The organism is Glutamicibacter sp. GQ173 (genome assembly GCF_059759215.1).
Genome location: NZ_JCAXDT010000004.1, coordinates 1 through 25840 on the forward strand (window position 1 = coordinate 1; position 25840 = coordinate 25840).

Here is a 25840-nt window from a genome sequence, read left to right on the forward strand (position 1 = left end):
GGTTGGTTGGTGTGGTTGGTTGGTGGGGGTTCGGGTGGGTGCCTGGCCCCCCTTTTTTTCCTGTTTAAGGGAGCAATAACTAGCTGGGTGTGCCTTGACGCTCGAGTCGTGGCGGCTCTAGAGTCGACCCACGCACTGGTCGTTGGCCGAGGAGAATCCGCAGATGGGGCATCTAACCTTCGCTATCAATGTCACCCTTGATGGCTGTATTGATCATAGAGTGGGGATCGCTGACGATGAGACTCACGAGTACTTCACCGGCTTGATGGACCAGCATGGAGCAATGCTGTGGGGCCGGACTACCTACGAAATGATGGAGGAAGAGTACTGGCCGCTGGTGGCCAGCGGAGAAGTCGAGGCGCCCCAGGCGCTGCGCGATTGGGCATTGAAGCTGCAGGACAAGTCCAAATATGTGGTTTCCGCTCAGCGCGCCGACTTTCCGTGGAATAACAGCCACCATCTCATTGGCGACCTGCGCACGTCGGTTCAAGAGCTGATAGAGCGTGTGCCGGACGGCGTGCTTTTGGGCAGCTGCAAGCTGGCAACAGCATTGGACCAGCTGGGACTGATCGACGAGTACCGCTTTCTGATTCACCCGATCATTGCCGGGCATGGCCCGCGGCTGTACGATGCTGGGTTGCCTGCTTCGCGCCGACTGGAGTTGCGGGAAACAATGAGCCTGGGCAATGGCGTTATTGCCGCCCACTATCGCCGCGCGCAATAAAGCCGGCCCGCTCGTGCAATGAGTTCACAAGCAGGCCGGCTTTGGCGCGGGTTTTTGATTAGCGGGCGGTGGCCTTCTGGCCCAAGAGCTCAGCCAGCGTCTCAAGGGATCCGCGCTCATGCAGGGAATCCAAGGTCTTCAGGTACGGGGCGGTGAAACGCTCATCATCAACCACGTCCCCAAAGAGGTCGCGCTGGCGCAGGAAGGCCAACGGGTCGTCGCCGTGATTGGTCGCGGCAGCACGCACTTCCTGGGCCAGCCTGTCGCCGATGGCGGTTGCTTCGCCGGATTCATCGGTGCCCTCGGCATAACGCGCCCAGCTGGCCACAATGGCGGCCGATAAGGTGACGTCCCGATCGGCGGCGAGATTCTCGCGGACCACGGGCATGAGCCACTTTGGGATGCGGTCCGAGGAATCAGCGCACAGCAGTGCCACGGTGTCGGCCACATATTCATTGCTGTAGCGCTCGATGAGCTTGTGCTGGTAGGCGTCGAGGTCCACGCCGGGAAGCTGGCGCAGGGTCGGTTCGGCCTCGTTTTTCATGTAGCTCAACAAGAAATCGGCAAACAGGGGATTGCGCGCCACATCATGCACCGCGCGGTAGCCGGCCAGGTGGCCGAAGTAGCACAGACCCTGGTGGGTGGCGTTGAGCAGGCGCAGCTTCATCAGTTCATAGGGCATCACGTCATCGACCAGCTGCACTCCGGCTTCCTCGTAGGGCGGGCGGCCGGCCGCAACCTTGTCCTCCAGCACCCACTGCTCGAAGTCCTCGTAGAGCACGGGCCATCCATCCTCGATGCCATAGCGCTCGGCGACATCGGCGCGGTCTGCATCCGTGGTGACCGGGGTAATGCGATCCACCATAGAGTTCGGGAAGGACACGTTCTCCTGCACCCAGTCGCCGAATTCGGGGTCCAGCGCCGTGGCGAAGGCGCCAAACATCTTGTGCGCCACCTCGCCGTTGCCCTGGATATTGTCGCAGCTCATCACGGTGAAGGGGGCGATGCCGCGTTCGCGGCGCAGCTTCAGCCCGGGGCTGATCAGGCCGAAGGTGGTGCGCGGGGCCTGCGCCGAGAAGACCGGCAGCGTCCCGGTGGCCTCGCTGACCGTGACCAAGCTGCGCTGGCTGCGCGATCACGAGCCGGAGAACGCGTCGCGCACCACCCAGGTCCTGCTGCCCCACGACTACCTCACCTGGCATTTGGGCGGGCGCAAGGAAGCGGTGACCGATCACGGGGATGCCTCGGGCACCGGGTACTACGATCCGGCCGCGCGCCGCTTCTTGCCCGATCTCGCAGCGGCCGCGCTGGGGCACGGCGTGCAGCTGCCGCGGCTGGCCGAAGCCAATGAGGCGGTGGGGCGGACCTCCACCGGCGCCGTGATCGGCGCGGGCACCGGGGATAATATGGCTGTCGCGCTGGGGCTCGACCTGCAGCCCGGTGATGTCTGCATCTCCATTGGCACCTCCGGGGTGGCCTCCGCGGTGGCCGAGGACAGTGTGCATGACGGCAGCGGAATGGTGACCGGCTTTGTCGCCGCCAATGGCAAATTCCTGCCGCTGGCCTGCACCCTGAACGGGGCGCCGGTCCTGGACTTCGGCGCACGCATGCTCGGGGTCGGGAAACAGGAATTCTCCGACCTGGCGCTGGCTGCCGAGCCAGGTTCCGGCGGGGTCGTGCTGCTGCCGTACCTCGGCGGGGAACGCACCCCCAACCGGCCCGAAGCCTCCGGCCTGCTGCAGGGGCTGCGCGGCACCACCACCCGCGAGCAGATCGCCCGCGCCTATGTGGAAGGGCTGCTGTGCTCCATGAAGGATGCGGTCGCGGCGCTGGAAGCGAGCACCAAGGTGGCCACGAAGCGGATCCTGCTGATCGGCGGCGGCGCCCAGGCCGAGGCGGTCCGGGTCATTGCCCCGCAAATTTTCGGGGTGGCCGTGGACGTGCCCAGGACTGCGGAATACGTGGCGCTGGGAGCCGCCCGGCAAGCGGCCTGGGCTCTGGGCGGCCAGGAGCAGCCGCCGGTCTGGGATATCGCCGAGCCAAGCCGCTACCAGGCCCGGCCCCGGCCGGAAATCTATGCTGGCTACGTGAAGCTGCGCGACGCAACCGAAGGCTGGAATTAGGGCCGATATCGCGTAGCGTATGAACCATGGATACGCTCTTTTTCGCCCACCGCGGCAGTTCGCACAAATACTCGGAGAATACCCGGGCCGCCTACCTGCAGGCCATTGACGAGGGCGCGGACGGAATAGAGTGCGATGTCCATTTGAGCATGGACGGGGAAGTGGTGTGCCACCATGACCCCACCGTGGATCGCACCTCCGACGCCTCGGGCCTGGTTTCCGCCTTCACCCTCGAGCAGCTCAAGGCCATGGACTTCACCGGGGTCGTGCCCGCGGAGGTGCCGGCAGAGTACGGCACCGAAAATGAGCAGCTGCTGAGCCTGGGCGAGCTGCTGGAGCTGATCGAGCAGCGTGGCGCGCCGGTGGGCCTGGCCGTGGAAATCAAGCACCCCAGTCCCTACGGGCACCTGCTCGAAGACCGGGTGCTGCAGGTGCTCCAAGCCCATGGCTTTGATCCCGGAACCGGGAAGGCCGGCAGCCAGGGGCAGATCGCGGTGACCTTGATGAGCTTTGAGCCGGACTCGCTGCGCTACCTGGGCCGCACAGTGGATTCCAGCCTGCTGTGCCAGCTGATGACCGAGGTGAACCCCGAGTTCATCCAGGAGCTCCTGGATTCCGGCCAGGTCGGGCGGGCCGGGGTGTACTCGGTGCTCTGCCGCTCGGTGGCCGAGGGCATCGAGCTGATCAACGCCGGCGGGGCCGGCATTATCGGTTCCGGAGTCGCCTGGACGCGGGCCAATGAGAAGATCGTGCGCCGCTGGCTGGATGAAGGGCGGCAGGCCCGGATCTGGACGGTGGACCGTCCGGCCGACGCGCAGTATTTGATCGGGCTCGGAGTCGGGGAGCTGACCAGCAACCGGCCGGTGGAACTACGCAGGGAATTGGAACAGCACTAGGATCATGAGCGGCAATACTATAGACCAGGTCAACCTGTATCTGCAGGACACCTATGTTTTCAGCACCGAGGCAACCGTCATCGCCACCGGCGATGATGGAGAGGGCCGCTGGGTGGCGGTGAGCCCCAATATTTTCCATCCGCGCGGAGGCGGGCAGCCCGAGGATTCGGGCACCGTTGACGGGCAGCAGGTCACCGTGCAGCGCAATGAGGAAGGGCTGGTGATCCTGCGCGGCACAGAAGCCAAGGATGCAGGCGCAGTGGTGCACACGGCGATCGACCGTGAACTGCGCCTCAAGCACGCTGCCTTGCACACCGCCGGGCACGTGCTGGGATTCGCCGGCGAACAGCGCGGCTGGCAGCACCGGGGCCACTCGCACTTCCCGGGGCAGGCGCGCCTGGACTTCGATCCGGACAGCATCGACATGCCGCTGGCTGACGAGGCGCAACGCGCAGCCGCCAGGCAATGGCTGCAGCAGCGGGTTGACCAGCTGGTAGCCCAGGGCGGAGCAATCAGCAGCGCCATGGACGCTGAAGGGCATCGGACCGTCACCATCGCAGGGATCAACGCCGAACCCTGCGGCGGCACCCACGTGGGCAACGTCGATCAGCTCAGCGGGTTCACTATTCTCGAGGCCAAGGTCAAGCGCGGAGTCTGCAAGGTGCGCTACGAGGCCAGCCACGGTGGCTAGATTCTTGACCCCGGCGACAAGAATGGGCCTGTCCATCTCGATCGCCACCGGGTTGTACGGAATTTCCTTTGGCGCCCTGTCCATCGCCGCGGGCCTGGAACTGTGGCAGACGGTGGCATTGAGCGCCTTGATGTTCACCGGCGGATCGCAGTTCGCCTTCATCGGAGTGATCTCCGGCGGCGGCGCGGCCTCGGCCGCATTTTCTGCCGCCACGCTGCTGGGCGTGCGCAACGCCGTCTACGGAATGCAGATCAAGCAGGCCTTGCGGCCGCTGGGCAAGCAGGTGCCGTGGATGGCCCAGGTGACCATCGATGAATCAACGGCCGTGAGCCTGGGGCAGGCCCAGATCTCGGAAAAACGCCGGGGATTCTTGACCGCGGGCGTGGGGGTCTACGTGCTGTGGAACCTGTTCACGCTGGCCGGCGCCCTGCTCGGCGAGCAGATGGGGGATCCGGCAGCCTGGGGTCTTGACGGTGCTGCGGTCGCGGCCTTTATCGGCCTGTTGTGGCCGCGGCTGAAATCCATGCAGCCGGTGCTCATCGCCGTGGCCGCCGCGGTGCTGACCGCACTGGCTGTGCCGATCAGCGCGCCTGGCCTGCCGATTTTGATCACCGCGGTCTGTGCCGCGATCTATGCGCTATGCATGGTGCGCAAGGCGCCGCCGGCAACGGAGCATGGCGGGCTGCACAGCGTGGGCGAGGAGCAAAAATGAGCGAACTTAGCTGGTGGGTTCTGGGCGCTTGCCTTGCCGCCTATGCCATCAAGCTGTGCGGCTACTTCGTGCCGCGCAAGGTCCTGGATTCGCCGATCATGACGCGCGTGGCCTCGACACTGACCATAGCGCTGCTGGCCTCCCTGGTCACCGTCAACGCGTTCACTTCCGGCCAGGAGCTGGTGGTCGATGCACGCATCGGCGCCTTGGCGGCCGCGATGATCGCGCTGTTCTTCAAAGCTCCCTACCTGGTGGTGGTATTGGCCGGGGCGCTGGCCGCGATTCTGCTGCGCGCCACCGGGCTGGCCGCCTGAGCACCTGCTCAAAGCAGATGACAAGCCGGGGCCGGGGTGGGAAAGTAGATGCATGATCGTAGCTTTTTCTGTAGCCCCATCCGGTACTGGCAGCAACCCCGACGGATCGGTGCATGACGCCGTTGCCGAAGCCGTGAGAGTCGTGCGCGATTCCGGGTTGCCCAACCGCACCAGTTCCATGTTCACCGAAATTGAAGGCGAATGGGACGAGGTTTTCGACGTCGTGAAACGGGCCACCGAGGCCGTCGCGCCCTTTGGCTCGCGCATCTCGCTGGTCATCAAAGCCGATATCCGTCCCGGACGCGAAGGTGAACTGGATGGAAAGATCCAGCGGCTGGAGCAGGCAATTAAGGATAGTGAGGGGAGTGCATCGTCATGATTCACCATTCAACCGACCGAGAGGCCGGTGCGGTTGAGCAATATCTGGAAGAATCCCTCGGGCTCCAGGTCGAGTCCCTGGAGAAAGGGCGCGAGCACGGCCGGGCCGCCGGCTTACCGCCCATTGAAGTCAGCGCGGGCCAGGGCAAATTCCTGCAGCTGCTCGCAGAGATGATTGGCGCCCGGCGGGTATTGGAGATTGGCACGCTCGGCGGCTATTCGACCAGCTGGCTGGCCCTCGGAGTCGGTTCGGCCGGCAAGGTGATCACCTGCGAATTCGAGCCGTTGCACGCCTCGGTAGCCCGGGAGAATTTGGAACGCTCCGGGCTCGCGGACCGGGTAGAAATCAAGCTGGGAGCCGCCCGCGGAACCCTGGACACCTTGATTGCCAAGCGCAGCGAAGCCTTTGACCTGATCTTCATCGATGCCGACAAGCGCAATAACGTGATCTATCTGGAGCGTGCGCTGAAGCTCTCGCACCCGGGTACGGTGCTGGTCGTGGACAACGTGGTGCGTGGTGGCGCCATCTTGGATGATCCGGGCCAGCTGGGCAGCCAGGAAGCCGACGTGCGCGGAGTCCAGGAGTCGCTGCTGTGGCTGCGCGATCATCCGCGGATCTCGGTGACCGCTTTGCAGACGCTGGGCTCCAAGGGCTGGGACGGATTCGCGCTCGCGCGGGTGCTGTAGGGAGCAAAGCCGATGGCTAGCGCGCTGAATGGTGATCGTGGAACTCGCGGTCGAATTCTTCATCAGGGTCATGCCTGAACGGCGGGGACTTGATGATCAGGTAATGCACCGCCAGCGCACAGATCACGGCCACCGGGGCTCCCACCCACAGCGCGTATTCGGTATTGCGAACCAGGCCGGCGACGACCGGGCCCACCAGCATCGGGATGATGTAGTAGTAATGTTCCGGGGTGGCTGGGCCCCACAAGCGCTCGAGCTTGGACAAGAGGCTGAATCCGGCGGCGAGGATGATGGATCCGAGCAGGATCACCCACAGCGTCGCAGAGAGGCTGATGGCCAAGGTGAGCGAGCCGACAAGTCCTGCAGTCAAACACGCGTACTTCGTATTTTGATGCAAACCTTGCCTCTTTTTCTGCTCCCGGTGGATTGAGCCTCGACTAGTATTTTTTCAAACACTTGGACTGTCTGCAATCCTACTTAAGTAGGAGGGGCGCAGGGAGCGTTGGCTGAAATAGGCCAGGGCACTGCCGTAGGGTATAAATGTGCCACATATGAACGACTACCGAATCCGCCTGGCGACCGAGAACGACGTGCGCAAAGCGCTGGAGATGAAGCTGCAATGCTGGCGCGAAGCCTATGCCGGACTGCGCGAACCATCCTTTTTCACCCATCATGAGCAAGAGCTGGACGGGCAGGTTGCGTGGTGGGAACGCGGGCTGGCCTCCGGCGCGCAGTTTTTCATCGCCGAAGACCCCCAGGGGACGATCATCGGCTTGGCCGGGGCAACCCCGAGCATCGACGAAGACCAGGATGCCGGCGTCGATATCGAGCTGGGCATGCTCTACGTGCTCGAGCAGTACTACGGCAGCGGACTGGGCGCCCACCTGATGCAAGTGGTGCTCGGGCAGCGCGACGCCCTGGTCTGGGTGCTGGAAGGCAACAACCGGGCGCAGGCATTTTTTGAAAAACAAGGGTTCACCGCCGATGGAACCACCGAAGCACTGGTTGGCACCTGGCAGGGACTGGTAGAACGACGGATGGTGCGCGCACATGGCTAGGGACACCGGGGACTCGTTGCTCGGCGAATTCCCCATTGATACCGGAAGCGCCATTATCGAGGCCGACCCCTATGGCGGCAACCGCTACATCCTGAAGGTCAACGGCGTCCCGTCTTCGCACGTGGATCTGGATGATCCGACGTACCTCGACTTCGAGTACATGCGCTGGATGGAACCGATTTTCACCTTCGGTTTCCCGGCCAGCGACTTCGACGGGCGCGCCCGCAAGCTGCGCGTGCTGCATCTGGGCGGAGGCGGCTGCTCCATGGCCCGCTGGGTCGCGGCAAGCTACGAGAATGCCCGCCAGGTAGTGGTGGAACTGGACGCCAAGCTGGCTGAACTGGTGCGCACCTCGTTCGACGTGCCCCGTGCCCCGTTGGTGCGGCTGCGCGTGGGCGATGCCGGCCAGGTGCTGCCCACCTTGAGCGACGACAGCCGCGATGTGATCATCCGCGACGTTTTTGCCGGAAGCACCACCCCGCGCGAACTGACCACGGTGGACTACGCCCGCCATGCCCAGCGGGTGCTGGACGGCGGCGGGGTGTACATCATGAACTGCGGGGACACCGCCGATCTGACCGGGGCCAAGGCCGAAGCAGCCACCCTGCTTGAAGTTTTCGAGCACGTGGCCATGATTGCCGACCCGCCGATGCTCAAGGGCCGGCGCTACGGCAATATCGTCTTCCTGGCCAGCGACGAGCCGCTCACCCTGGGCGCCGCTTTTGAGCGCAACCTGCGCACCGCGCCGCTGCCAGCGCAACTGGTCTCCGGGGCCTCGGTGCAGCGCTTTGCCGCAGGGGCCAGCCCGATCCTTCCCCAGGTCTAGGCCCTAGGCTTCGGAACCGATCCGGTAGCTGGAGCCATCGGCTGCGCGCAGCAGCAGGGCATGATCGACCATATAGCGGCGCAGCAGGGCGGTATCGGGGTGGAAGACCCGCAGCCGCTCGTTCAGCTGCTCTTCGCGCAGCTGCTCCGCCGGGCTGATCACGGCGTCGCGGATATGCACCAGCACCTCGTGCCGGTCCCCGGGCTTGGCCGGAAGAGCCGCCAGGCGGGGACCGTCGAAAAAGCGCTGGATGCCGCTGCGATCGGCCTTCTGCGCGCTCGCCGAAGACAGGGTCCGCTCCAGCAGCCGTTCGTTGACCTGCCAGCTTTCCCCGTCATGGCGGAGCAAGCCGATCTTTTCCCAGCGCGCCAGGTCCTTGAGCTGGGACTTGCTGGGCTCCGCGGGCATCCCGGCCCCGGCAAGCACTGCCCCGAGCAGCTGGCGCATGCCGGGATTCTTCAACCCGGCGGCGACTTGGATCCATTGCCCGGCAATCGGGTGCTCTTCGCTCATGCTCCTTATCCTAGCCAATCGGCACCTGGATGTAGGCGCACAACAGCCCGCCATGGACAGGGCATGGCGGGCTGCAGCACGAAGCGCGGGATTACTTGACCCCGACCCACATTTCGATCAGGCCGATGCCGAAGAACAGCACGAACGCCGCGGAAACAACCCACATCAGCGGATGGATTTCCTTGGCGCGGCCCTGGGTGGCGCGGATGAAGACATAGGAGATGAAGCCGGCGCCGATTCCGTTGGCAATCGAATAGGTGAACGGCATCAGGGTGAAGGTCAGGAAGGCCGGCAGCGCAATGCCCCAGTCGTTCCAGTCGATCTTGGAGACCTGGGTGATCATCATGAATCCAACGACCACCAGGGCCGGGGCCACAGCCTCGAAAGGCACCAGGTAGATCAACGGGCTCAGGAACATCGCGACGATCATCAGCAGGCCGGTGACCACCGAGGCCAGGCCGGTGCGCGCGCCCTCGCCGATGCCGGCACCGGACTCCACGAAGATCTGGGCCGAGGAGCTGGAGGTTCCGCCGCCCACGATGGCGCCGGCTGCATCAACCATCAGCACCTTGTCCACGTCGGGGATCTGCCCGTTCTCGTCCATGGTGCCGGCTTCGGAGGCCAGGCCCACCATGGTGCCCATGGCGTCGAAGAAGATCGAGAGCAGGATGACGAAGGCCAGCAGCGATGCCGCGGTGAAGCCGATCTTGCTGAAGGCGCCGAAGATGCTCACCTGGCCGATCAGCGAGAGGTCGGGCAGGGTCCATTCCGGCAGGGATGGGACGACCAGGGACCAGCTGCCGGTTTCGAATTCGCCGATGTGGAAGACGGCTTCGAGGATGTTGGCCAGGATGGCGGAGACGACGATGCCGATCAGGATCGCGCCCTTGACCTTGCGCACCACCAGTGCCATGGTCAGCAGCAGGCCGATGATGAAGACCAGGATTGGCCAGCCCATCAGCTCGCCGTCAAAGCCCAGCCCCACCGGCACGGTGGTGTTCGCCGCATCCGGGATGCGCTGCACGAACCCGGCGTTCACCAGGCCGATCAATGCGATGAACATGCCGATGCCCACCACGATGGCCGTTTTCAGCCCGGCCGGAACGGCGTTGAACACCGCGGTTCTGAAGCCGGTGAGCACCAGGACGAACATGACCACACCGGCGATGAGCACCAGGCCCATGACGTCGGCCCAGGTCAGTTCCGGGTTGGTGGCCACAGTGATGGCCACAAAAGCATTGACGCCCAGGCCGGTGGCCATGGCAAAGGGATGGCGGGCCCAAATGCCCATCAGGATGGTCAGGATGCCAGCCACGAAAGCGGTCACAGCGGCAACGCGCTGGATGCCCAGCTCACCGCCCGAGGAATCGGCGCCGGAGAGCACCAGCGGGTTGAGGACGACGATGTAGCTCATCGCGAAGAAGGTGGCGATGCCGCCGCGAACTTCGGTGGAGAACGTTGAACGCCGTTCCGAAATCTTGAAGTATCGGTCGATGCGCGCGGCCACAGAAGTCCCGGACGCGGTGTTTGTGGAGGAGGACATGCAAAAATTCTATGTCGTTTTAGTTGCCAAATGATACCTGATTCATGGCTAACTAGGCGCAATCAAAAATCTTTAGACCCAACTCACACCAAGAACTATCAAAGCAAGTACATTGGAGGTAAGGGAAATCACACCCATGGTGATCTGAGGTTATGAAGGAGCGATTCAGATGAGTAACGAAGCGCCAGTCGCAGCAGAAAAGATCGAAGGAATTGTTGTCGGTGTTGACGGTTCGCAGCAAAGCAAGTGCGCGTTGCGCTGGGCCGAACGCGAGGCGGTGCGCCGCGGCAGCGTGCTGAATATCGTTTCCGCCTACACCATCCCGGTCTTTGCCGCATCCTCCATGGATGCCGGCTATTCGACCCTGGATGATGACCTGATTCGCGGTGGTGCCGAAGAAATCGTGCGCCAGGCGCGGATCGACCTTGAAGGCAGTGCGGCGCAGATCCGCACGTACATCGAGTCGGGGGACCCGGCCGGGGTGCTCCTGGATTTGAGCCAGGACGCTGAGCTGGTCGTGGTCGGTACCCGTGGACGTGGCGGTTTTGTGGGCCGCTTGCTCGGCTCCGTGTCCTCGGCCCTGCCAGCCCACTCCAAGTGCCCGACCGTGGTCGTGCCTTTATGCATGTCCAAGGAGCAGGACGCCACCGGAGACGTGGCCGCTGATCGCAAGTGCATTGTGGTTGGCGTGGATGGTTCTGACCGGGCGCGCTCCGCGGTGCTCGCGGCCGCTGACGCGGCGATGGCCAGCGACCTGACGCTGCGCCTGATCTGCGCGGTGCCACCGGTGGGTGCGGCGCTGGCATGGATGCCGGCGACCATTGACCAGGAAGCGGTGCTCGAAGATGTCCGCTATCAGATGGGCGTGGGCACGAAGTGGCTGCGTTCGCACTACCCTGAGCTGAAGATGGAAACCGATGTGGTCTCCGGGCCTCCGGTCGAGGTGCTGATCCGCGAGTCCGAGCATGCGGTGTTGACCGTGACCGGTTCGCGAGGCCGCGGTGGATTCACCGGCATGCTGCTGGGGTCCACTTCGCAGGGCGTGCTGCACCATTCCAAGGGCCCGGTCATGGTGGTTCCCGATTCCGAGGATCCACGGCTGGACGATCGCAAGAACTTCGATACCCGAGCCCAGGAGCAGTAGCCGCGGCCACTGCCGAAGGCGAATAGCAAGAGGCCACGCACCCGATGGGTGCGTGGCCTCTTGCTATTCGGCGGCTGCTTTTAGTAGCGAGCTGCCTTTGAGTACAGGTTGTTGACCCAGCTCAATGGCGTCACCGAAATGCCGACACTTGGGTTGCGGGCGTGGACGACATTGCCGTTGCCGATGTAGATGGCCACGTGGTAGAACGAGGATCCGCCGTTGGAGGAGGAGAACACCAGGTCGCCCGGGCGCAGGTTGCTCAGCGACACGTACTGCGGTGCGCTGAAGAACTGCTGGGTCGAGGTGCGTGGCAGGCTGATGCCCGACTGGCTGAAGGCGCGCTGCGAGAAGCTCGAGCAGTCAAAGGCGTTAGGGCCGTTGCCGCCGTAGACGTAGTACTTGCTTGGATCGTCAGCGGTCTTCAAGGCCCAGGCGATGGCAGCCGAGTAGCTGCGGCCAGTGTCCGGCTCCGGCTGTGGCTCAGCGGTCTTAGTTGGCTCAGGCTTTGGAGTTGGCTTGGGGGTCGGCTTCGGCGTCGGCGTTGGAGTCGGCTTTGGCTCCGCGGTCTTGGTTGGCTTCGGAGTCGGCTTCGGCTCAGCCGTTTTGGTCGGCTTTGGCTCCGCGGTCTTGGTCGGCTTTGGCTCAGCTGTCTTGGTTGGTTCCGGCTGTGGCACAGCAGTCTTGGTTGGCTCGGCCTTTGGAGGCTTTGGCACTGCCGTTGGAGTCAGGGTTTCGAGCTCAACTGCTTTTGGCTTGATCGTTGGCTCATCGTCGGAATCGGTAGGTTCCAGTTCCTGGGGCTCAGCTACTGCCAGTGGCTTAATTGCCGCAGGCTTTTCTTCAGGAACCTCGGTGGTGTCTTCGGTAGCGATGGCCTCTTCGAGGGCTGCTTCCTGTTCCTGGGCTTCCTTCTTCTCTACTGCCTTGCGAACTTCAGCTTCTTCCTTCTGCTGCAAGGCAGCGAGGTTGCCGATGAGTTCATTGCGGAGCTTCTTCTCCGGCTCCACGGCTGATTCGTAGGTGTTGAGGGTGCTGTTGGCGGTGGCTGCAGCTGAGTCGTAATTGGCTGCGGCGTCTTCGGCTGCGCTCTGGGCCGCGTCAGCGTATTCCTGCCAGGCCGAAACCAGTGCTTCTGCCTCGGAGGCGGTGTTGACCGACTGGACCTGCTGTTCGCTCAGTGCGTCGATGGTGGCGGCCTTGTAGAAGAGGTCGCCTTCCTTGTTGTCATCCAGCAGGAGGCCCAAAGTGGAGGTGCCAGCGCCATTGCGGTAAATGTCCGAGGCGATAGCGCCCAGGTCCTTGCGGCTCTGAGCTAGATAGGTCTTTGCATAATCGAGCTGCTTGACGGCCTTCTCGGCTTCGGCGGTGCGCTGGTCGCGCTCTTCGCCAGCGGACAGCAGGGATTCCTGCGCCTCCGCAGCTTCGGTTTCAACCCGCTGCAGTTCAGCGCGGCTTGAAGCCAGGGAAGCCTCGATGCGAGCGATCATGGCGTTCGTGGAGTCTTTGCTCTTCTTGGCCTCTTGGATTTCTGCATCCGTGGGCAGAGCCGAAGTGCTTGGTGCAGCTGCGATGGAGACAGATGCTGGGAACGTAGCTGAAGTAGATGCGGACGCGGGCAAGGCACCTGCAAGGCAGGATGCTGCTAAGGCCAGTGTGCTAGCAGCGACACCGAGCGTGTGGCGAGTAGCCATATCGTTCCTCACTAAGTTCATGGATGACAGGGAGCGTTCAAACCGTGACTTCCTGAGGAGGAAAGGTCACGAATAGGACAAGGCTCCAAATAGCACATTAGGCCAACTGCAACATCCTTGGCAACACTGTTCACATCAGTCACATGAATCCCAAACGTGTAATTCACTTGCGGTTATTGGGTGTGATCTGCGGGAACGCAGGGCAGTGCGGGCAGATTTTCCTGAAAGAAACCTTGGAAATTTTTTTGGAGGCGTGCAGGGAAGCGTTATCTGAATGCTCTCATCATGAAGCTTCGGTAACGCTGCGAATGCGCTAAAAGGGCTGGGGCGAAGCTGATCCGAATTTCGCCACCAAAAAACTGCCTTTAAAAGGAAGCGTTTTCGGGGAGCTCGAAACGGCGTTCTCCGAAGATTTGGGAAGAGGCGATCTTGCGCGGGAAGACCCAATGTGTTCTGGCTCTCTTTGGAATCCCCTCTGGCCACTGGATTCAGGAAATTTTGTGAGGCAGATCTCAAAAGAAGTTTTAGCGGATTTGGGCTCAAGACCACCCCAAAGCATGCAATCTGTGGTCGTCGATTCCGAAGTGGTGGGCCACCTCGTGCATGACCGTGACGCCTATTTCGCGAACAACATCTTCCCGGGTTTTGCAGGCTCGAAGAGTCGGATTTTTGAAGATCGTTATCTGGTCGGGAAGCGCGCCTGCGCTCCAGCCCAAATCCCTTTCGGTGAGAGCGACGCCCTCGTATTGCCCCAGAATTTCAAGGTTTTTTGGTTCACCTGGCCGAGGGGAGTATTCGTCTTCGATAAAGAAAATGACGTTATCCATCATGGCGAAAGCTGCCTTTGGAATGGCATCGATCGCCTGCTCAACCAGCTGTTCAAACTCGTCGTCACTCATCTCTAAAGCCATGTTTTCAGCCTAGTTGCGAACCTCGGAATTGGCATCGAAAAAATGCCCCGGGAGTCGATTTTGCGAAATCAAAAAACCCCACGTATAGTTATTGGAGTCCGCTACGGAGACGCAAGAAACCGAAGCGACTTAGGCCCCCATCGTCTAGCGGCCTAGGACACCGCCCTTTCACGGCGGCGGCACGGGTTCGAATCCCGTTGGGGGTACAAACAACTAATTCATTAGTTGTCAGATGGATAAAATCCATTGGCTTGCGAAAGCAAGGCCCTGTAGCGCAGTTGGTTAGCGCGCCGCCCTGTCACGGCGGAGGTCGCGGGTTCAAGTCCCGTCAGGGTCGCTCGATTTACTAATATATTAGTAAATTTGGTGTCCACTTAGTGGTACCAGGCTCTGTAGCTCAGTTGGTAGAGCGTTCGACTGAAAATCGAAAGGTCACCGGATCGACGCCGGTCGGAGCCACGCAGGCCCTCGGTTTACCGAGGGTTTTACTGTGTGTATTGAAAGTAATTCAAAACACTAGGCCCTGTAGCGCAGTTGGTTAGCGCGCCGCCCTGTCACGGCGGAGGTCGCGGGTTCAAGTCCCGTCAGGGTCGCCAATAAACAGATGCTCCGGTTTTCCGGGGCATTTGCTGTATCCGCTGTTAATTAATTGGCGCGTCCCAAATGGCGTGGACCCAGCCAGCGGTTGCTCAGCCTGCGATAGGCCGCAGCGGCTCCGGTCATATCCCCGTCATCCAATGCCTGCAAGCCGTCCAGGAGATCACTGGCTGAATCGTCGGGCCAAACTATTTCAGCCAGCAGCCCGTAGTCCAGCTCAATCACTGCACGGCTATCAAAGGACTCCAGCCAGCTGCCCAGGGCGCCCAGCTCCTCGAAGAGCTGCGACTGCGGCGCGTGGGTCGCCAGGGTCTGGACTGCCCACGCCAGTCGTTCCACTGCCTGGTCGAAGCCAATGTACATGCGCACGGTCTTCAGGCGGTCGCCCTCATGGATCACTTCGTGCTCGTCTTCTTCGCGGAACAGGGCGAACCAGCTCAGCGGAATGCCCCATGAAGACGTGCGGGTGTGAAGGTGCGTCAGATCCCCTGCGAGCCGGTCGGGATTAACGCGCTGTGCATTGGCCTGCCGGGAAGCTGGCGGAACAAGAAGGTCGAAAACTTCAGGCCGGATGGCTTCTTCAGCCTGTTCGGCCGCTAGCAGGCTGCGAGCCTGCAACTGCCCTGGGCAGTAGCGGGTGTGCTCAGTGCCCTGGTAATCCAGGGTCTTGACGGCCCGGAAGAATTCTGGCTCATTGTGCGGGAAGGGGTCGGAAACGCTGCGCAGGGTGCGCTGCCAAAGGCGTACGTTTTCAAACTCGTCCCATTGCTGGGCGGTCCGCTGTGGCGTGCGCAGAATGATTGACTGGGCCCAGTCTTCAAAGGTGTCCAGCGGTTCATAAACACGCAGGTGCGCCGTGGCCGAAGTGAGCTCATTGGTGGGCCCAGTCAATTTAGAAGTCATGGTCAGTCCGAGAGCTCCACGAGCACCGGCGCGTGGTCGCTAGCGCCCTTGCCCTTGCGTTCCTCGCGATCAATGCTTGCCGCGGTGACTCGTGCGGTGAGCGCCGGGGAGGTCAAGGAGAAGTCAATGCGCATGCCTTCGCCCTTGGGGAAGCGCAGCTGGGTGTAATCCCAGTAGGTGTACTGGCCCTCGGTGTAGCCGCGAACGACGTCGCTGAAGCCCAGATCCTCAAAAGCGGTGAACGCCGCGCGCTCGGGAGCCGAAACGTGCGTGAGCTTGTTTTCCAGGAAGAAATCAATGTCCCAGACATCTTCATCCTTCGGTGCGATATTCCAGTCGCCCATCAGGGCGATCTGGGCCTCCGGGTTCTCGGCCAGCCAATGCCCGGAGCGTTCCTTGAGCTCGTTGAGCCAATTCAGCTTGTAGGCCATGTGCTCATCGTCCAGGGCCCGGCCGTTGGGCACGTACAAGCTCCAGATGCGAACGCCGCCGCAGGTCGCGGCCAAGGCGCGCGGCTCCTGAATCGGGTTCTTGCCGCCCTTGCCGAATTCAGGCTGGCCCGGGAAGGCGCGCTGCACATCTTCAAGGCCTACGCGTGAGGCGATGGCCACGCCATTCCACTGGTTAACGCCAAAGTGCGCTACCTCGTAGTCATTGTTCTCGAACAATTCCCACGGAAAATTCTCGTCTTTGCATTTCGTTTCCTGGATAGCCAGGACATCTACGTCGGTGCGTCGCAGCCAGTCCTCAACGCGGTCGGCGCGGGCTCGCAGCGAGTTCACATTCCAAGTTGCAATCTTCACAAGTTCAACCTATCAAGTTTGCTGACCTGTGCCACTTCAATTTACTTGGAAGTCCGAGTATATTCGAGTGCAGAAGGTGACGCCAATCACTCCAAGGAGGCAATGTTGCCTGAAATCCTGACGGAACGTCGAGGCCACTTAGGCCTCATCACGCTTAATCGACCCAAAGCCCTCAACGCTTTGAATACTCAAATGTGCCAGATATTTCTTGATGCTTTGCTCGGTTGGCGCGATGACCCCGATATAAGCCAGGTCGCCGTCCAGGGCGCGGGGGAGCGCGGGCTATGCGCCGGCGGCGACATTGTCGCCATATACCAGGACATCAAGGAGCGCACCGGATCCTCCGAAAACTTCTGGCGCATCGAATACCAGCTCAACGTCTTGATCAATGAGTATCCCAAGCCCTACATTGCCTTGATGGACGGCATCGTGCTCGGTGGAGGAATCGGCATCTCTGCGCACGGAAGCCATCGAATTGTTACCAATGCCAGCAAGTGCGGCATGCCGGAAGTCGGCATCGGATTCTTCCCCGACGTTGGCGGAACGCATCTGCTGGGCAAGGCCCCGCGAGCAGCGGGACGGCTGGCCGCATTGACCGGAACTAAATTTGGCGCGGCCGATGCCATCCTCCTTGGGCTGGCCGACAGCTATGTGCCGCAGGCAAAACTGCCGTCGTTGCTGGCAGCGCTGCAAACCGAGGCTATCCAAAGCGCTATCGATCGCTATGCGGAACGGCCGCCTCAGGGCTTCATGCATGAGCCGTGGGTGCAGGCCTTCGACGAGGACAATCTCCGCGCGGTGCTTTTGTCGCTGCAAAACAGCGATGCACCTCGAGCGCAGGAGATGGCCGAAGCGCTTCGTGCTGCTTGCCCCAGTTCAGTGCGGCTGACAAGTGAACTCATGCGGCAGGCCGGCAATGATCTGCGCACGGATCTCAAGCGGGAATTCCGGGCGGCATTGCATCGCCTGGATGACCCGGACTTCGCAGAAGGCATCCGGGCCGCAGTGATCGACAAAGACCGGACGCCGCACTGGGCGGAAGCGCTGCCCGGGATGAGCCATGAACAACGAACCGAACGGCACCTCGGCCCGCTTCCGGGCGCCGAACTGAACTACGCCTTGCTGGGTGCAAGCCGAGGAGAAAAGAGCAAATCATGAGCGACAAGCCAGTCATCGGCTTTTTGGGCCTGGGCCATATGGGTTTGCCCATGGCCATCAACCTGCATCGTGCCGGCTATCAGCTGAAGGGATTCGACGTGGTTCCTGCGGCGGTGCAGGCCGCGCAGGACGCCGGGATCGAAACCGTGGGCAGCGGCGCTGAAGCCGCCGTCGACGTAGACATAGTGCTGACAATGTTCCCTTCCGGGCAGCATGTTCTTGACGCCTATGCGCAGTATCTTTTGAAAAGCGCCAAGCCCAATACGCTGTTTCTGGAATGCTCCACCATTGATGTTGCCCAGGCCCGGCAAGCCGCGGAGCTTGCGGTGGCAGCTGGCCACCGCAGCGCGGATGCCCCGGTGTCTGGCGGCGTAGTGGGCGCCGAAGCTGGGACCTTGACCTTTATGCTCGGCGCGCAGGGTGAGGATTTGGAAGAGATCACCGCGGTCCTTGAGCACATGGGCAAGAGAATCGTGCACTGCGGTGGTTATGGCGCAGGCCAGGCGGCCAAGGTCTGCAACAACATGCTGTTGGGGATCTCCATGATCGGGGCGGCCGAGGCCTTTGTGCTCGGAGAGCGATTGGGCTTGGAGCATCAGGCGCTCTATGACGTGATTTCCTCGGCTTCGGGCCAATGCTGGGCGGTGACCACCAACTGCCCGGTGCCTGGCCCGGTGCCGGCCTCGCCGGCAAACCGGGATTATCAGCCAGGGTTTGCTGCGGCCTTGATGGCCAAGGATCTTGGGCTGGCGGCCAGCGCGTTGGAACATACCACCACAGATGCCCAGCTCGGTTCCCTTGCTGCTGCCCTGTATCGGAAATTCAGCGACGAGGGCAATGCGGGAACGGATTTCTCCGGCATTATCAACGCCATTCGCGATGGATCGCTATAGGAAATCCCCGGAGGCCTTGCGGAAGCGGGCAAGGATGTCGAAAAGCTCGATGGCGTCCATGCTGGAGAGCTTGCTCTGGGCAAAAAGCTGCTCGTTGAGATCGTCCCGGGCCGCGCCGAGGACCTTCTGCCCTTGAGTGGTGAGTTCCAGTAGCCGGGTGCGGCCATCGGTCGGGTGCGCAATGCGGCGCACCAGGCCGGTGGATTCCAGACGGTCTACCGAGTTGGTCAGGCTGGTGGCGTGCACCTGGAGCAGGTCGCTGGCCTGGCTCATGGGCAGCGATCCCCGCTTGGAGAATCCCAGCAGGGCCAGGACCTCAAAACGCGCAAAGGTCAGTCCGTGCGGCTTGAGGATCGCATCGGCGCGCTGCAAGAAGATCGACGCAGTACGCATTACCGCGGTAATCGCGGCCATGGAATCAGCTTGGGCTGTCCATCCATGTGAAATCCACTGTTCCCGGGCCTGGGCAATCGGGTCGCGTGGCAACGGAGAAGTCATTTCAATACCCCCATAAGAAGACCTAGTCCAACAATATACTTGGACTTCCTAAGGTTTGGAAGGAGAACCCCCATGGACCTATTGGGTGTGGCGCAACAGCTGGGCGATCGCGAACATGAGCGCCTGCTGGAAGTGCGAGAACTGGTGCAGGACAAAATCCGCAAGCAGTCCATCGAATACTGGAACCGCGAAGAATTCCCCAAGGATCTGGTGGCACTGCTGGCGCAGCATGGATTAGCCGGAATGCAATTAGAGGAATGTTCGCACCTGTTGCGCGGCCTGATTCATGCGGAAATCGCCAGGGCGGATATCTCGCTGTCCTCGGTGGTGGGCATCCACAATGAGCTGGTGGTTGGGATGATTCATGAACTTGGGTCCCAGGAGCAGCAGGACCAATGGCTGCCCAGGCTCATGGCCTTTGAAGCCTTCGGCGCTTTTGCGCTGACCGAACCCGAGCACGGCTCTGATATCGCTGGGGGAGTGCAATGCACCGCCCGGCGCGACGGTGACGCATACGTTATTTCCGGAGCCAAGCGCTGGATCGGCATGGGGACCATGAGCGACTTCGCACTGATCTGGGCCAAGGACGAAGGCACCGGAGATCTCGGCGCGTACCTTGTGGAATGCGACCGCCCGGGATACAGTGCCTCCAAGATTGAACATAAAATTGGGCTGCGGATCATGCAAAATGCGGACATCGCTTTCGAGCAGGTGCGCATCCCGGTGGGCAACAAGCTTCCCGGGGCGAGCAGTTTTGCCTCTGCCAACGGGTTGCTGATGCAATCCCGGGCCTGGGTGGGCTGGCAGGCGGTTGGCGCTATGATGGCGACCCTGGATATCTGCCAGGCCTACGCCCTTGAGCGCCAGCAATTCGGGCAGCCCATTGCGTCCTTCCAGCTGATACAGCAGTCGCTGGCGCAGATCGCCGGCAATTTGAGCCTCTGCCTGTCGATGATGGGCGATATTGCCCGCAAGCAGGAGCGCGGAGACCTGCAGATGGTTGATGCGGCCATGGCAAAGTCCACTGCCACCCGGCTGGCACGGGAATCTGCTGCGTTGGGCAGGGCCTTGATGGGCGGCAATGGCGTGGTGAGCGATTTTGAGATGGCCAAGGTGTTCTGCGACGTGGAAATCCTGCACACCTATGAAGGCACCTACGAAATCAATTCGCTCATTGTTGGGCGGGCACTGACAGGCATCAGCGCGTTTGTGTAGCGGGCGTTGAGTGGTTCGAAAACCAATTAAATAACTAACAAGTACTTTCCATTTTGGAAAGTACTTGTTAGTGCTGGGGTATTCGAAGGTTCGCAGGCAAAGGAGCAGGATCATGAAAGCGACGTTCAGCACTTGGTACCTCACCGCGATCATCGTGGCGTGATTGGCCTTTTTTGCGCTTGCACTCAGCGCGTACGCCACCGGTCAACAGGCCTTGATATTCATCGGCATGGGGATCTTCATGGTTACCACCATGACAATGGCCTCGTTGTTTGCGCAGCGGCAGCGCAAGACCCTGGCATTGGACAGCAAATGAGCTCGGACCAGGAACTGGGCCCCGAGGAGCAATTGGCCGCGCTGGGCAAGGCTCAGCAGGGCATGGATCGCGCCTCCGGGTACGGCGCCAGATTGCTGGGATCCTATTGCATTGCCCTGGGCCTGCTGATCGGCGGCCTCGCGGCGCTCTTGCAGATCTATCGCCCTGATGAGGAATTCGCCGGATTTATTGCCAGCATGGTGCTCTACGCGGTGTCAGTGGCATTGATTGGCGCAGGACCGCTGGATTGGCCGGCAATGGCGCTCATTGGCGTTGTGGTTGCTGCGCCATTGTGCGCGACTGGAATTGCGATGGTGAGGCGATGAGCGCCCATGCCCGGGATCGGCTGAATGGAGATTTCTCGAATCCCCTGCGGCTGTCGGTCATGGGGTCGCTGCAGGGCGTGGACGAGGCTGATTTCAAGTCCCTGAAAGAAGCTCTGGCCATCTCCGATTCGGTGCTTTCGCGGCATTTGAGCGCGCTTGAAGCTGGCGGCTACGTGCAGATCAAAAAAGGGTATGTCGGCAAAAGGCCCCGCACCTGGGCGAAGCTCATTTCGACCGGGCGCAAGGCCTTTGCGCAACATGTTCAAGCGCTGAAAGAGATTGCCGGTTTGATGTAATCCCTAGGCGCGCCACCACTGATCCCAGTAGGTGGCCGGCACCGCACGCTTATGGCGCGAGGCCACAAAGCGCTTCTCGATGGCCTCGGCGGCCGATTCGGCAACTTCGCGGCCCTCGAGGTAGTCATCGATCTGATCGTAGGTCAGGCCGAGCTCTTCCTCGTCGGCGCGCTGTGGCTGGCCATCAAGCAGGTCAGCGGTGGGCTTCTTGGACCAGAGCAATTCAGGAGCCTGCAATTCACGCAGCAAGGCCTGGTTTTGCCGCTTGTTCAGGCCAGCCAGCGGCAGCAGGTCGGCACCTCCATCGCCAAACTTGGTGAAGAAGCCGGTCACCGATTCGGCGGCGTGGTCGGTGCCCAAAACCAGCATGCCGCGATCGCCTGCGATGGCATACTGCACGATCATGCGGGTGCGGGCTTTTGCGTTGCCGCGGTTGAAGTCGCTGATCTTCGGGTGGCCGGCATCGGCGATCGCTTCATCCAGGGCAGCCACCGGCTTGGCGATATTAACCTCGAACTGCTCATCGGCGGCAATGAAGTCCATGGCCGCAGCGGCATCATCGGCATCCTGCTGCACCCCGTGCGGGAGGCGTACCGAAACGAAGCGAGCCTCGCCCGAGGCTTCGCGCACTTCCTGAACCGCCAGTTGGGCCAGGCGTCCGGCCAAGGTGGAATCAATTCCGCCAGAAATCCCCAGCACAAAGCCCTTGGCGCCGGTCGCGGCGAGGTAGTCCTTGAGGAAATCTACGCGACGCCTGATCTCCTGCGCGGCGTCGATTTCCGGGCGCACGCCCAGCTCTTCAATGATCTCTGCTTGCAATTCACGCATGTCTTCAATCCTAGGCAGTCGGCACGGCTAGAGGAGGCCAGGGGCCGCGTTTGCCTCGAAAATTAATCTGTTCTCAACATACGCTGCAACGGCAACCGGCTACTGCTGGGCTTGCTCCGGATCCCAGCCGAGGCTGCGTGCAATCTTTTCCAGGGTCTGCACCACCGCGTCATATTCCGAGCCGTCCAGATCCTGTCCGAACTGCGTGCGGATCTTTTCCACCAGCTCGCTGAGCTTCAGCAGGGAGATGTGGCCGCGGTCGGTGATCGAATACTCGCCGCCGTGGACGGTGACCCAGCCCGATTCCACCAGTTCGGCCAGGTGCTCGTTCAATGATTGCGGCTCATCCTCGGAAGCGAAGAAGGGCGAGAGCCCGGCATTCAGCTGCGCCTCGGTGGCCGGTTGCTGCTCCAGCAGGTTGAGCACCTGCCACTGCCGGCGTGTCACACCGTGTTCTTCCAAGGTCGCTGCAAACTGCTCGTCAATCAGCGAATCCACCAATTTTAGCCAGTATCCCAAGGGGCGTTGTGCGTTCATAAAATCAGCCTAGCGATGATGCCGACTAGAATCGAGAGTATGAGCAAAACCAGCGCCCGAGAGCGGCTAAAAGAACTGATCCAAGAACTTGCCATTGTGCGCGGCAAGGTCATCTTGTCTTCCGGCAAGGAAGCTGACTACTACATCGATTTGCGCCGAGTCACCCTGCATCAGGAGGCCTCGGGCCTGGTCGGCGAAGTCATGCTTGACCTGCTGGATGAAGCGAAGCTCGAGTTCACCAACGTTGGCGGCTTGACCATGGGTGCAGACCCGGTGGGCACCGCAATCATGCACACCGCGCGCGCCAATGATCGCGCTGTGGATGCCTTCGTGGTTCGCAAGGCGCAGAAGTCCTACGGCATGGGCCGCCAGGTCGAGGGGCCAAGCGTCGAGGGACGCGATGTCATCGTGCTGGAAGATACTTCCACCACCGGTGGCTCGGCGCTGACCGCCGTTGAAGGCGTGCGCAAGGCCGGAGGCAATGTGATCGCTGTAGCTGTGATCGTTGACCGCGATACCGGCGCCAAGGAACGCATCGAGGCAGAAGCTGGCGTTCCGTACCTGTTCGCCTACGGCAAGGACGAGCTGGGCCTGTAGCCAGCCTGGGCTTTTGCCTGCAGCCCGCCATTCCGGCTTTCCGGGATGGCGGGTTTCGTTTCTTAATTGGCGCGTGGTGGCGCAGTTGTATCGCGGGGAACCAGTACCGCTGGCAATTGCTGTGGCGCCCTGGCTTCTTCGCCGTCAAGTAGCGACAGCAGCAGGCGCACCGCGTGGCTGCCCATCTCATGCAGTGGTTGGCGTACCGTGCTCAGCGCCGGAGTGCTCTGTGCCGCAGCGGGAATATCATCAAATCCGATGATGGAAAGGTCCTCGGGCACGGCCATCCCGCGTTCGGCCGCAACGCCCAGGGCTGCCAGGGCGGAGATGTCATTGGCTGCGAAAATTGCGCTGGGCGGCTGGGGAAGGTCAAGCAGGCGCCGGGCCGCTTCTACCGCTGCGTCATGCTGGTAATCGCCCTGCTCGATGAGCTGTTCATCACGGGGGATGCCGGCGTTCTCCAGCGCTTGCCTGTATCCGGCCTCGCGCAGGTGCGCTGATTTCAGATCCTCGCGGCCACGGATGTGCCCGATGCGCTGGTGCCCTAGACCCAGCAGGTGCTCCGTGGCTTTTTGCGCTCCTCCGGAATTATCCACGTCCACAATGATGGGCATGTCGGTGCCGGCCTGCGGGTCGATCGCTACCACTGGGACCGGGCTATGGGGGATTTCAACGGTGGGAGTCACAATGATGGCGCCGTCGATGAGCGTGCCGCCCAAGCGCGAGAGCGAGCGGCGTTCCCAGCCGATATGCCCTTCCGGAGTGAGGTTGCCTGCGTACGCCATCAGATCGTATTTGGTGCCGCGCAGAGTGGCGGAAATTCCATTCAGCAGCTCCAATGCGAAGGGCTCGAATTCGGCCACCAGGATGCCGATGATATTGGTGCGTGAATTGCGCATGGAGGAGGCAACCAGCGAGGTTTCGTATCCGAGCTCGTTGATGACCTGGTGCACGCGGGCAATGGTTGCCGGGGCGACACCATAGCGGCCGTTGACCACCTTTGAAACGGTGGATACCGAAACCTCGGCAACGCGAGCCACATCGTTGATGGTGACCCTGGTTGCCACCTGGTTTTCAGCAGGCGCTGGCAGCCATCCGGGGGTGGCATTCACGGGGTGTTCGGTCTCAGGGGTCATCACTCGACTAACAGTAGCGCATATTTCCGCGAAAACAGTGGAGTTTGCGGGCGCATGACAGGCCGCAGAGGAAAATGCGATAACGTTTTCGCCAATGATTTCGAAAACGTTATCGAAAACGATTGACATGACCTGCGTCACGGTGCAATTCTTGGTGAAGCCAAGTGCCTGCCGCGCGAAAGCCGGCAGGGCCAACTCACCACCACCACTGCTCAGGAGCACACGCATGCTATCCACGTCCCGCACCGCAAGAATTTTGGCGCTGGCAGCCACTGGCTCGCTGCTTTTCGCCGGATGCGCTTCCGGATCATCAACGTCCGGGGAATCAGCCGACGGAAGCACCACCGTTACCTGGTGGCACAATTCCAACAACGGCGAAGGCAAGGCCTACTACGAAAAGGTCGCCAAGGATTTTGAAGCAGAGCACCCAGGCGTGGACATCGAAGTCCAAGCCATGCAGCACGAAGACATGCTCACCAAGCTCGATGCGGCATTCCAAAGCGGCGACGCGCCGGACGTCTACATGGAACGTGGTGGTGGAGAGCTCGCAGCCCATGTGGCCGCCGGACTGACGAAGGACCTCAGCGACCTGGCCAGCGAAGAAATCGGATTCCTGGGCGATACGGCCGGCGGCTGGCAAATTGATGGCAAAACCTACGCCCTGCCCTACTCGCTGGGCGCAGCAGGCTTCTGGTACAACAAGGCCCTGTTCAAAAAAGCCGGCGTTGAAAAAGCCCCAGAAACCTGGAAAGAACTCCTGGACGCCAGCAAGAAGCTCAAGGGCGCAGGCATCACCCCGCTCTCAGTGGGCGCAGGCGACAAATGGCCTGCGGCTCACTATTGGTATTACGCCGCGGTCCGCGAATGCTCCGAGCAAACCATGGCCGATTCCGTGGCCAACATGGACTTCAGCGACCAGTGCTTCGTGAAGGCCGGCGAAGACGTGGATGAACTGATCAAGGCCGAGCCTTTTAATGCCGGCTTCCTGTCCACCCCGGCGCAATCCGGGCCAACTTCGGCCTCGGGCCTGCTCGCCACCGGCAAGGTCGCCATGGAGCTCGCTGGCCACTGGGAGCCAGGCGTGATGCAGGGGCTGACCGAAGACGGCAAGGGCCTGGGGGCTGACACAGGCTGGTTCTCCTTCCCCGCCATCGAAGGCGGCCAGGGCAATCCCGAAGCGCAGCTCGGCGGCGGCGACGCCTGGGCAGTGGCCCAAGATGCACCGGATGAAGCCGTGGAATTTGCCAAGTACATGCTCTCCGAAAAGGTCCAGCGTGGTTTTGCAGAACTTGATATGGGCCTGCCGACCAACCCCAAGGCAACGGATGCCGTTGCAGATCCAGCTCTGGCTTCCATGCTGGAAGTGCGCGATAAGGCTCCCTATTTCCAGCTGTACTTTGACACTGCCTTCGGCGCATCCGTGGGAGGCGCCATGAATGATGAAATCGCCTTGCTCTTCGCTGGCAAGTCAGACGCGCAGAAAATCGTTGACGCCAGCCAAGACGCCGCCGACTTGGAGAAGTGAT

At 61.6% G+C, this 25840-nt stretch carries 31 protein-coding genes and 4 tRNA genes; 23 read left to right on the top strand and 12 right to left on the bottom strand.

Annotation, left to right across the window (positions count from 1 at the left end; translation table 11 throughout):
• The first annotated feature begins 163 nt into the window (after window positions 1-163).
• Window positions 164-724, top strand: coding sequence for a dihydrofolate reductase family protein (locus AC6CHO_RS07670; RefSeq protein WP_498214459.1), 561 nt, complete (start codon window positions 164-166; stop codon window positions 722-724).
• 58 nt (window positions 725-782) lie between these two features.
• On the opposite strand, the gene AC6CHO_RS07675 is transcribed toward AC6CHO_RS07670, so the two are convergent.
• Window positions 783-1841: a mannitol dehydrogenase family protein gene (locus AC6CHO_RS07675; RefSeq protein ID WP_498214461.1), complete on the bottom strand. Its 1059-nt coding sequence runs from the start codon at window positions 1839-1841 to the stop codon at window positions 783-785.
• Between AC6CHO_RS07675 and AC6CHO_RS07680 the strand changes: the two genes are divergently transcribed.
• From AC6CHO_RS07680 to AC6CHO_RS07710, 7 genes are read left to right on the top strand one after another with little or no spacing between them, the layout of a single operon-like run.
• Complete coding sequence (locus AC6CHO_RS07680) at window positions 1729-2847, top strand: FGGY-family carbohydrate kinase (RefSeq protein ID WP_498214462.1); 1119 nt, start codon at window positions 1729-1731, stop codon at window positions 2845-2847. The two genes, AC6CHO_RS07675 and AC6CHO_RS07680, sit on opposite strands and share 113 nt — an antisense overlap.
• Window positions 2848-2873: 26 nt before the next feature.
• On the top strand, window positions 2874-3743 hold the full coding sequence (locus AC6CHO_RS07685; RefSeq protein ID WP_498214463.1) for a glycerophosphodiester phosphodiesterase: 870 nt from the start codon (window positions 2874-2876) through the stop codon (window positions 3741-3743).
• Between the two features lie 4 nt (window positions 3744-3747).
• The gene (locus tag AC6CHO_RS07690; protein ID WP_498214464.1) at window positions 3748-4434 is read left to right on the top strand and encodes an alanyl-tRNA editing protein; all 687 of its coding nucleotides are present in this window, start codon (window positions 3748-3750) and stop codon (window positions 4432-4434) included.
• Window positions 4435-4456: 22 nt separating this feature from the next.
• On the top strand, window positions 4457-5146 hold the full coding sequence (locus AC6CHO_RS07695) for an AzlC family ABC transporter permease (protein WP_498214744.1): 690 nt from the start codon (window positions 4457-4459) through the stop codon (window positions 5144-5146).
• Window positions 5143-5460 (top strand): AzlD domain-containing protein, encoded by a 318-nt coding sequence (locus AC6CHO_RS07700; protein ID WP_498214465.1) that lies wholly within the window; start codon window positions 5143-5145, stop codon window positions 5458-5460. The genes AC6CHO_RS07695 and AC6CHO_RS07700 overlap by 4 nt, the downstream gene beginning before the upstream one ends.
• Window positions 5461-5512: 52 nt before the next feature.
• Window positions 5513-5839, top strand: a complete 327-nt coding sequence (locus AC6CHO_RS07705; protein ID WP_060700287.1) for a thiamine-binding protein — start codon at window positions 5513-5515, stop codon at window positions 5837-5839.
• The gene (locus AC6CHO_RS07710) at window positions 5836-6525 is read left to right on the top strand and encodes an O-methyltransferase (protein ID WP_498214466.1); all 690 of its coding nucleotides are present in this window, start codon (window positions 5836-5838) and stop codon (window positions 6523-6525) included. Before AC6CHO_RS07705 ends, AC6CHO_RS07710 begins: the two co-directional genes overlap by 4 nt.
• A gap of 16 nt (window positions 6526-6541) precedes the next feature.
• Here the strand turns inward: AC6CHO_RS07710 and AC6CHO_RS07715 are convergent, their stop codons facing one another.
• Window positions 6542-6895 (bottom strand): hypothetical protein, encoded by a 354-nt coding sequence (locus AC6CHO_RS07715; RefSeq protein WP_498214467.1) that lies wholly within the window; start codon window positions 6893-6895, stop codon window positions 6542-6544.
• Window positions 6896-7076: 181 nt separating this feature from the next.
• Between AC6CHO_RS07715 and AC6CHO_RS07720 the strand changes: the two genes are divergently transcribed.
• A complete protein-coding gene (locus AC6CHO_RS07720) occupies window positions 7077-7583 on the top strand; it encodes a GNAT family N-acetyltransferase (RefSeq protein ID WP_498214468.1) in 507 nt (168 codons plus the stop codon).
• Complete coding sequence (locus tag AC6CHO_RS07725; protein ID WP_498214469.1) at window positions 7576-8409, top strand: spermidine synthase; 834 nt, start codon at window positions 7576-7578, stop codon at window positions 8407-8409. Before AC6CHO_RS07720 ends, AC6CHO_RS07725 begins: the two co-directional genes overlap by 8 nt.
• A gap of 3 nt (window positions 8410-8412) precedes the next feature.
• On the opposite strand, the gene AC6CHO_RS07730 is transcribed toward AC6CHO_RS07725, so the two are convergent.
• Both AC6CHO_RS07730 and AC6CHO_RS07735 read right to left on the bottom strand, forming a co-directional pair.
• A complete protein-coding gene (locus tag AC6CHO_RS07730; RefSeq protein ID WP_498214470.1) occupies window positions 8413-8922 on the bottom strand; it encodes a DUF2087 domain-containing protein in 510 nt (169 codons plus the stop codon).
• Between the two features lie 91 nt (window positions 8923-9013).
• Window positions 9014-10465, bottom strand: coding sequence for an NCS2 family permease (locus AC6CHO_RS07735; protein WP_498214471.1), 1452 nt, complete (start codon window positions 10463-10465; stop codon window positions 9014-9016).
• A gap of 169 nt (window positions 10466-10634) precedes the next feature.
• Here AC6CHO_RS07735 and AC6CHO_RS07740 point away from each other — a divergent pair, with 169 nt between their 5' ends.
• Window positions 10635-11609 (top strand): universal stress protein, encoded by a 975-nt coding sequence (locus AC6CHO_RS07740; protein WP_498214472.1) that lies wholly within the window; start codon window positions 10635-10637, stop codon window positions 11607-11609.
• A gap of 80 nt (window positions 11610-11689) precedes the next feature.
• On the opposite strand, the gene AC6CHO_RS07745 is transcribed toward AC6CHO_RS07740, so the two are convergent.
• Together AC6CHO_RS07745 and AC6CHO_RS07750 are read right to left on the bottom strand one after the other, a co-directional pair.
• Window positions 11690-13300 (bottom strand): C40 family peptidase, encoded by a 1611-nt coding sequence (locus tag AC6CHO_RS07745; RefSeq protein ID WP_498214473.1) that lies wholly within the window; start codon window positions 13298-13300, stop codon window positions 11690-11692.
• Between the two features lie 539 nt (window positions 13301-13839).
• Window positions 13840-14211, bottom strand: a complete 372-nt coding sequence (locus AC6CHO_RS07750; protein WP_060700297.1) for a metallopeptidase family protein — start codon at window positions 14209-14211, stop codon at window positions 13840-13842.
• A 133-nt stretch (window positions 14212-14344) separates the two neighbouring features.
• Here AC6CHO_RS07750 and AC6CHO_RS07755 point away from each other — a divergent pair.
• The 4 genes from AC6CHO_RS07755 (at window position 14345) to AC6CHO_RS07770 (ending at window position 14807) form a co-directional block, all read left to right on the top strand.
• Window positions 14345-14417 (top strand) — tRNA-Glu (locus tag AC6CHO_RS07755).
• 57 nt (window positions 14418-14474) lie between these two features.
• Window positions 14475-14548 (top strand) — tRNA-Asp (locus AC6CHO_RS07760).
• 49 nt (window positions 14549-14597) lie between these two features.
• Window positions 14598-14670, top strand: a tRNA-Phe gene (locus AC6CHO_RS07765).
• A 60-nt stretch (window positions 14671-14730) separates the two neighbouring features.
• Window positions 14731-14807, top strand: a tRNA-Asp gene (locus AC6CHO_RS07770).
• A 49-nt stretch (window positions 14808-14856) separates the two neighbouring features.
• On the opposite strand, the gene AC6CHO_RS07775 is transcribed toward AC6CHO_RS07770, so the two are convergent.
• Both AC6CHO_RS07775 and AC6CHO_RS07780 read right to left on the bottom strand, forming a co-directional pair.
• The gene (locus AC6CHO_RS07775) at window positions 14857-15711 is read right to left on the bottom strand and encodes a DUF8083 family protein (RefSeq protein WP_498214474.1); all 855 of its coding nucleotides are present in this window, start codon (window positions 15709-15711) and stop codon (window positions 14857-14859) included.
• A gap of 2 nt (window positions 15712-15713) precedes the next feature.
• Window positions 15714-16514 carry an exodeoxyribonuclease III gene (locus AC6CHO_RS07780; RefSeq protein WP_498214476.1) on the bottom strand — a complete coding sequence of 267 codons (801 nt, stop codon included), beginning with the start codon at window positions 16512-16514 and terminating at the stop codon, window positions 15714-15716.
• 102 nt (window positions 16515-16616) lie between these two features.
• Here AC6CHO_RS07780 and AC6CHO_RS07785 point away from each other — a divergent pair, with 102 nt between their 5' ends.
• Window positions 16617-17672: a 3-hydroxyisobutyryl-CoA hydrolase gene (locus AC6CHO_RS07785; protein ID WP_498214477.1), complete on the top strand. Its 1056-nt coding sequence runs from the start codon at window positions 16617-16619 to the stop codon at window positions 17670-17672.
• Window positions 17669-18565, top strand: coding sequence for a 3-hydroxyisobutyrate dehydrogenase (mmsB, locus tag AC6CHO_RS07790; RefSeq protein ID WP_498214478.1), 897 nt, complete (start codon window positions 17669-17671; stop codon window positions 18563-18565). Before AC6CHO_RS07785 ends, mmsB begins: the two co-directional genes overlap by 4 nt.
• On the opposite strand, the gene AC6CHO_RS07795 is transcribed toward mmsB, so the two are convergent.
• A complete protein-coding gene (locus AC6CHO_RS07795; RefSeq protein ID WP_498214479.1) occupies window positions 18560-19063 on the bottom strand; it encodes a MarR family winged helix-turn-helix transcriptional regulator in 504 nt (167 codons plus the stop codon). The two genes, mmsB and AC6CHO_RS07795, sit on opposite strands and share 6 nt — an antisense overlap.
• Before the next feature lie 72 nt (window positions 19064-19135).
• On the opposite strand from AC6CHO_RS07795, the gene AC6CHO_RS07800 reads away from it, so the two are divergent.
• The 4 genes from AC6CHO_RS07800 to AC6CHO_RS07815 all read left to right on the top strand — a co-directional run bounded on the left by AC6CHO_RS07800 (window position 19136) and on the right by AC6CHO_RS07815 (window position 21216).
• Entirely contained in the window at window positions 19136-20278 is a 1143-nt protein-coding gene (locus AC6CHO_RS07800) for an acyl-CoA dehydrogenase family protein (RefSeq protein WP_498214480.1), read from the top strand.
• Between the two features lie 163 nt (window positions 20279-20441).
• Window positions 20442-20594, top strand: coding sequence for a hypothetical protein (locus AC6CHO_RS07805; RefSeq protein WP_498214481.1), 153 nt, complete (start codon window positions 20442-20444; stop codon window positions 20592-20594).
• Entirely contained in the window at window positions 20591-20920 is a 330-nt protein-coding gene (locus AC6CHO_RS07810) for a hypothetical protein (protein WP_498214482.1), read from the top strand. The genes AC6CHO_RS07805 and AC6CHO_RS07810 overlap by 4 nt, the downstream gene beginning before the upstream one ends.
• Window positions 20917-21216, top strand: a complete 300-nt coding sequence (locus AC6CHO_RS07815; protein ID WP_498214483.1) for a winged helix-turn-helix domain-containing protein — start codon at window positions 20917-20919, stop codon at window positions 21214-21216. Before AC6CHO_RS07810 ends, AC6CHO_RS07815 begins: the two co-directional genes overlap by 4 nt.
• A gap of 3 nt (window positions 21217-21219) precedes the next feature.
• Here the strand turns inward: AC6CHO_RS07815 and nadE are convergent, their stop codons facing one another.
• Window positions 21220-22044, bottom strand: coding sequence for an NAD(+) synthase (gene nadE, locus AC6CHO_RS07820; RefSeq protein WP_444661087.1), 825 nt, complete (start codon window positions 22042-22044; stop codon window positions 21220-21222).
• A gap of 99 nt (window positions 22045-22143) precedes the next feature.
• The gene (locus tag AC6CHO_RS07825) at window positions 22144-22581 is read right to left on the bottom strand and encodes a MarR family winged helix-turn-helix transcriptional regulator (RefSeq protein WP_498214484.1); all 438 of its coding nucleotides are present in this window, start codon (window positions 22579-22581) and stop codon (window positions 22144-22146) included.
• Between the two features lie 39 nt (window positions 22582-22620).
• Here AC6CHO_RS07825 and pyrE point away from each other — a divergent pair, with 39 nt between their 5' ends.
• The gene (gene pyrE / locus AC6CHO_RS07830) at window positions 22621-23178 is read left to right on the top strand and encodes an orotate phosphoribosyltransferase (protein ID WP_171919695.1); all 558 of its coding nucleotides are present in this window, start codon (window positions 22621-22623) and stop codon (window positions 23176-23178) included.
• Window positions 23179-23240: 62 nt separating this feature from the next.
• Here pyrE and AC6CHO_RS07835 read toward each other — a convergent pair whose 3' ends face one another.
• A complete protein-coding gene (locus AC6CHO_RS07835) occupies window positions 23241-24245 on the bottom strand; it encodes a LacI family DNA-binding transcriptional regulator (RefSeq protein WP_498214745.1) in 1005 nt (334 codons plus the stop codon).
• Window positions 24246-24540: 295 nt separating this feature from the next.
• Between AC6CHO_RS07835 and AC6CHO_RS07840 the strand changes: the two genes are divergently transcribed.
• Entirely contained in the window at window positions 24541-25839 is a 1299-nt protein-coding gene (locus AC6CHO_RS07840) for an ABC transporter substrate-binding protein (RefSeq protein ID WP_498214485.1), read from the top strand.
• Window position 25840 lies beyond the last annotated feature (1 nt).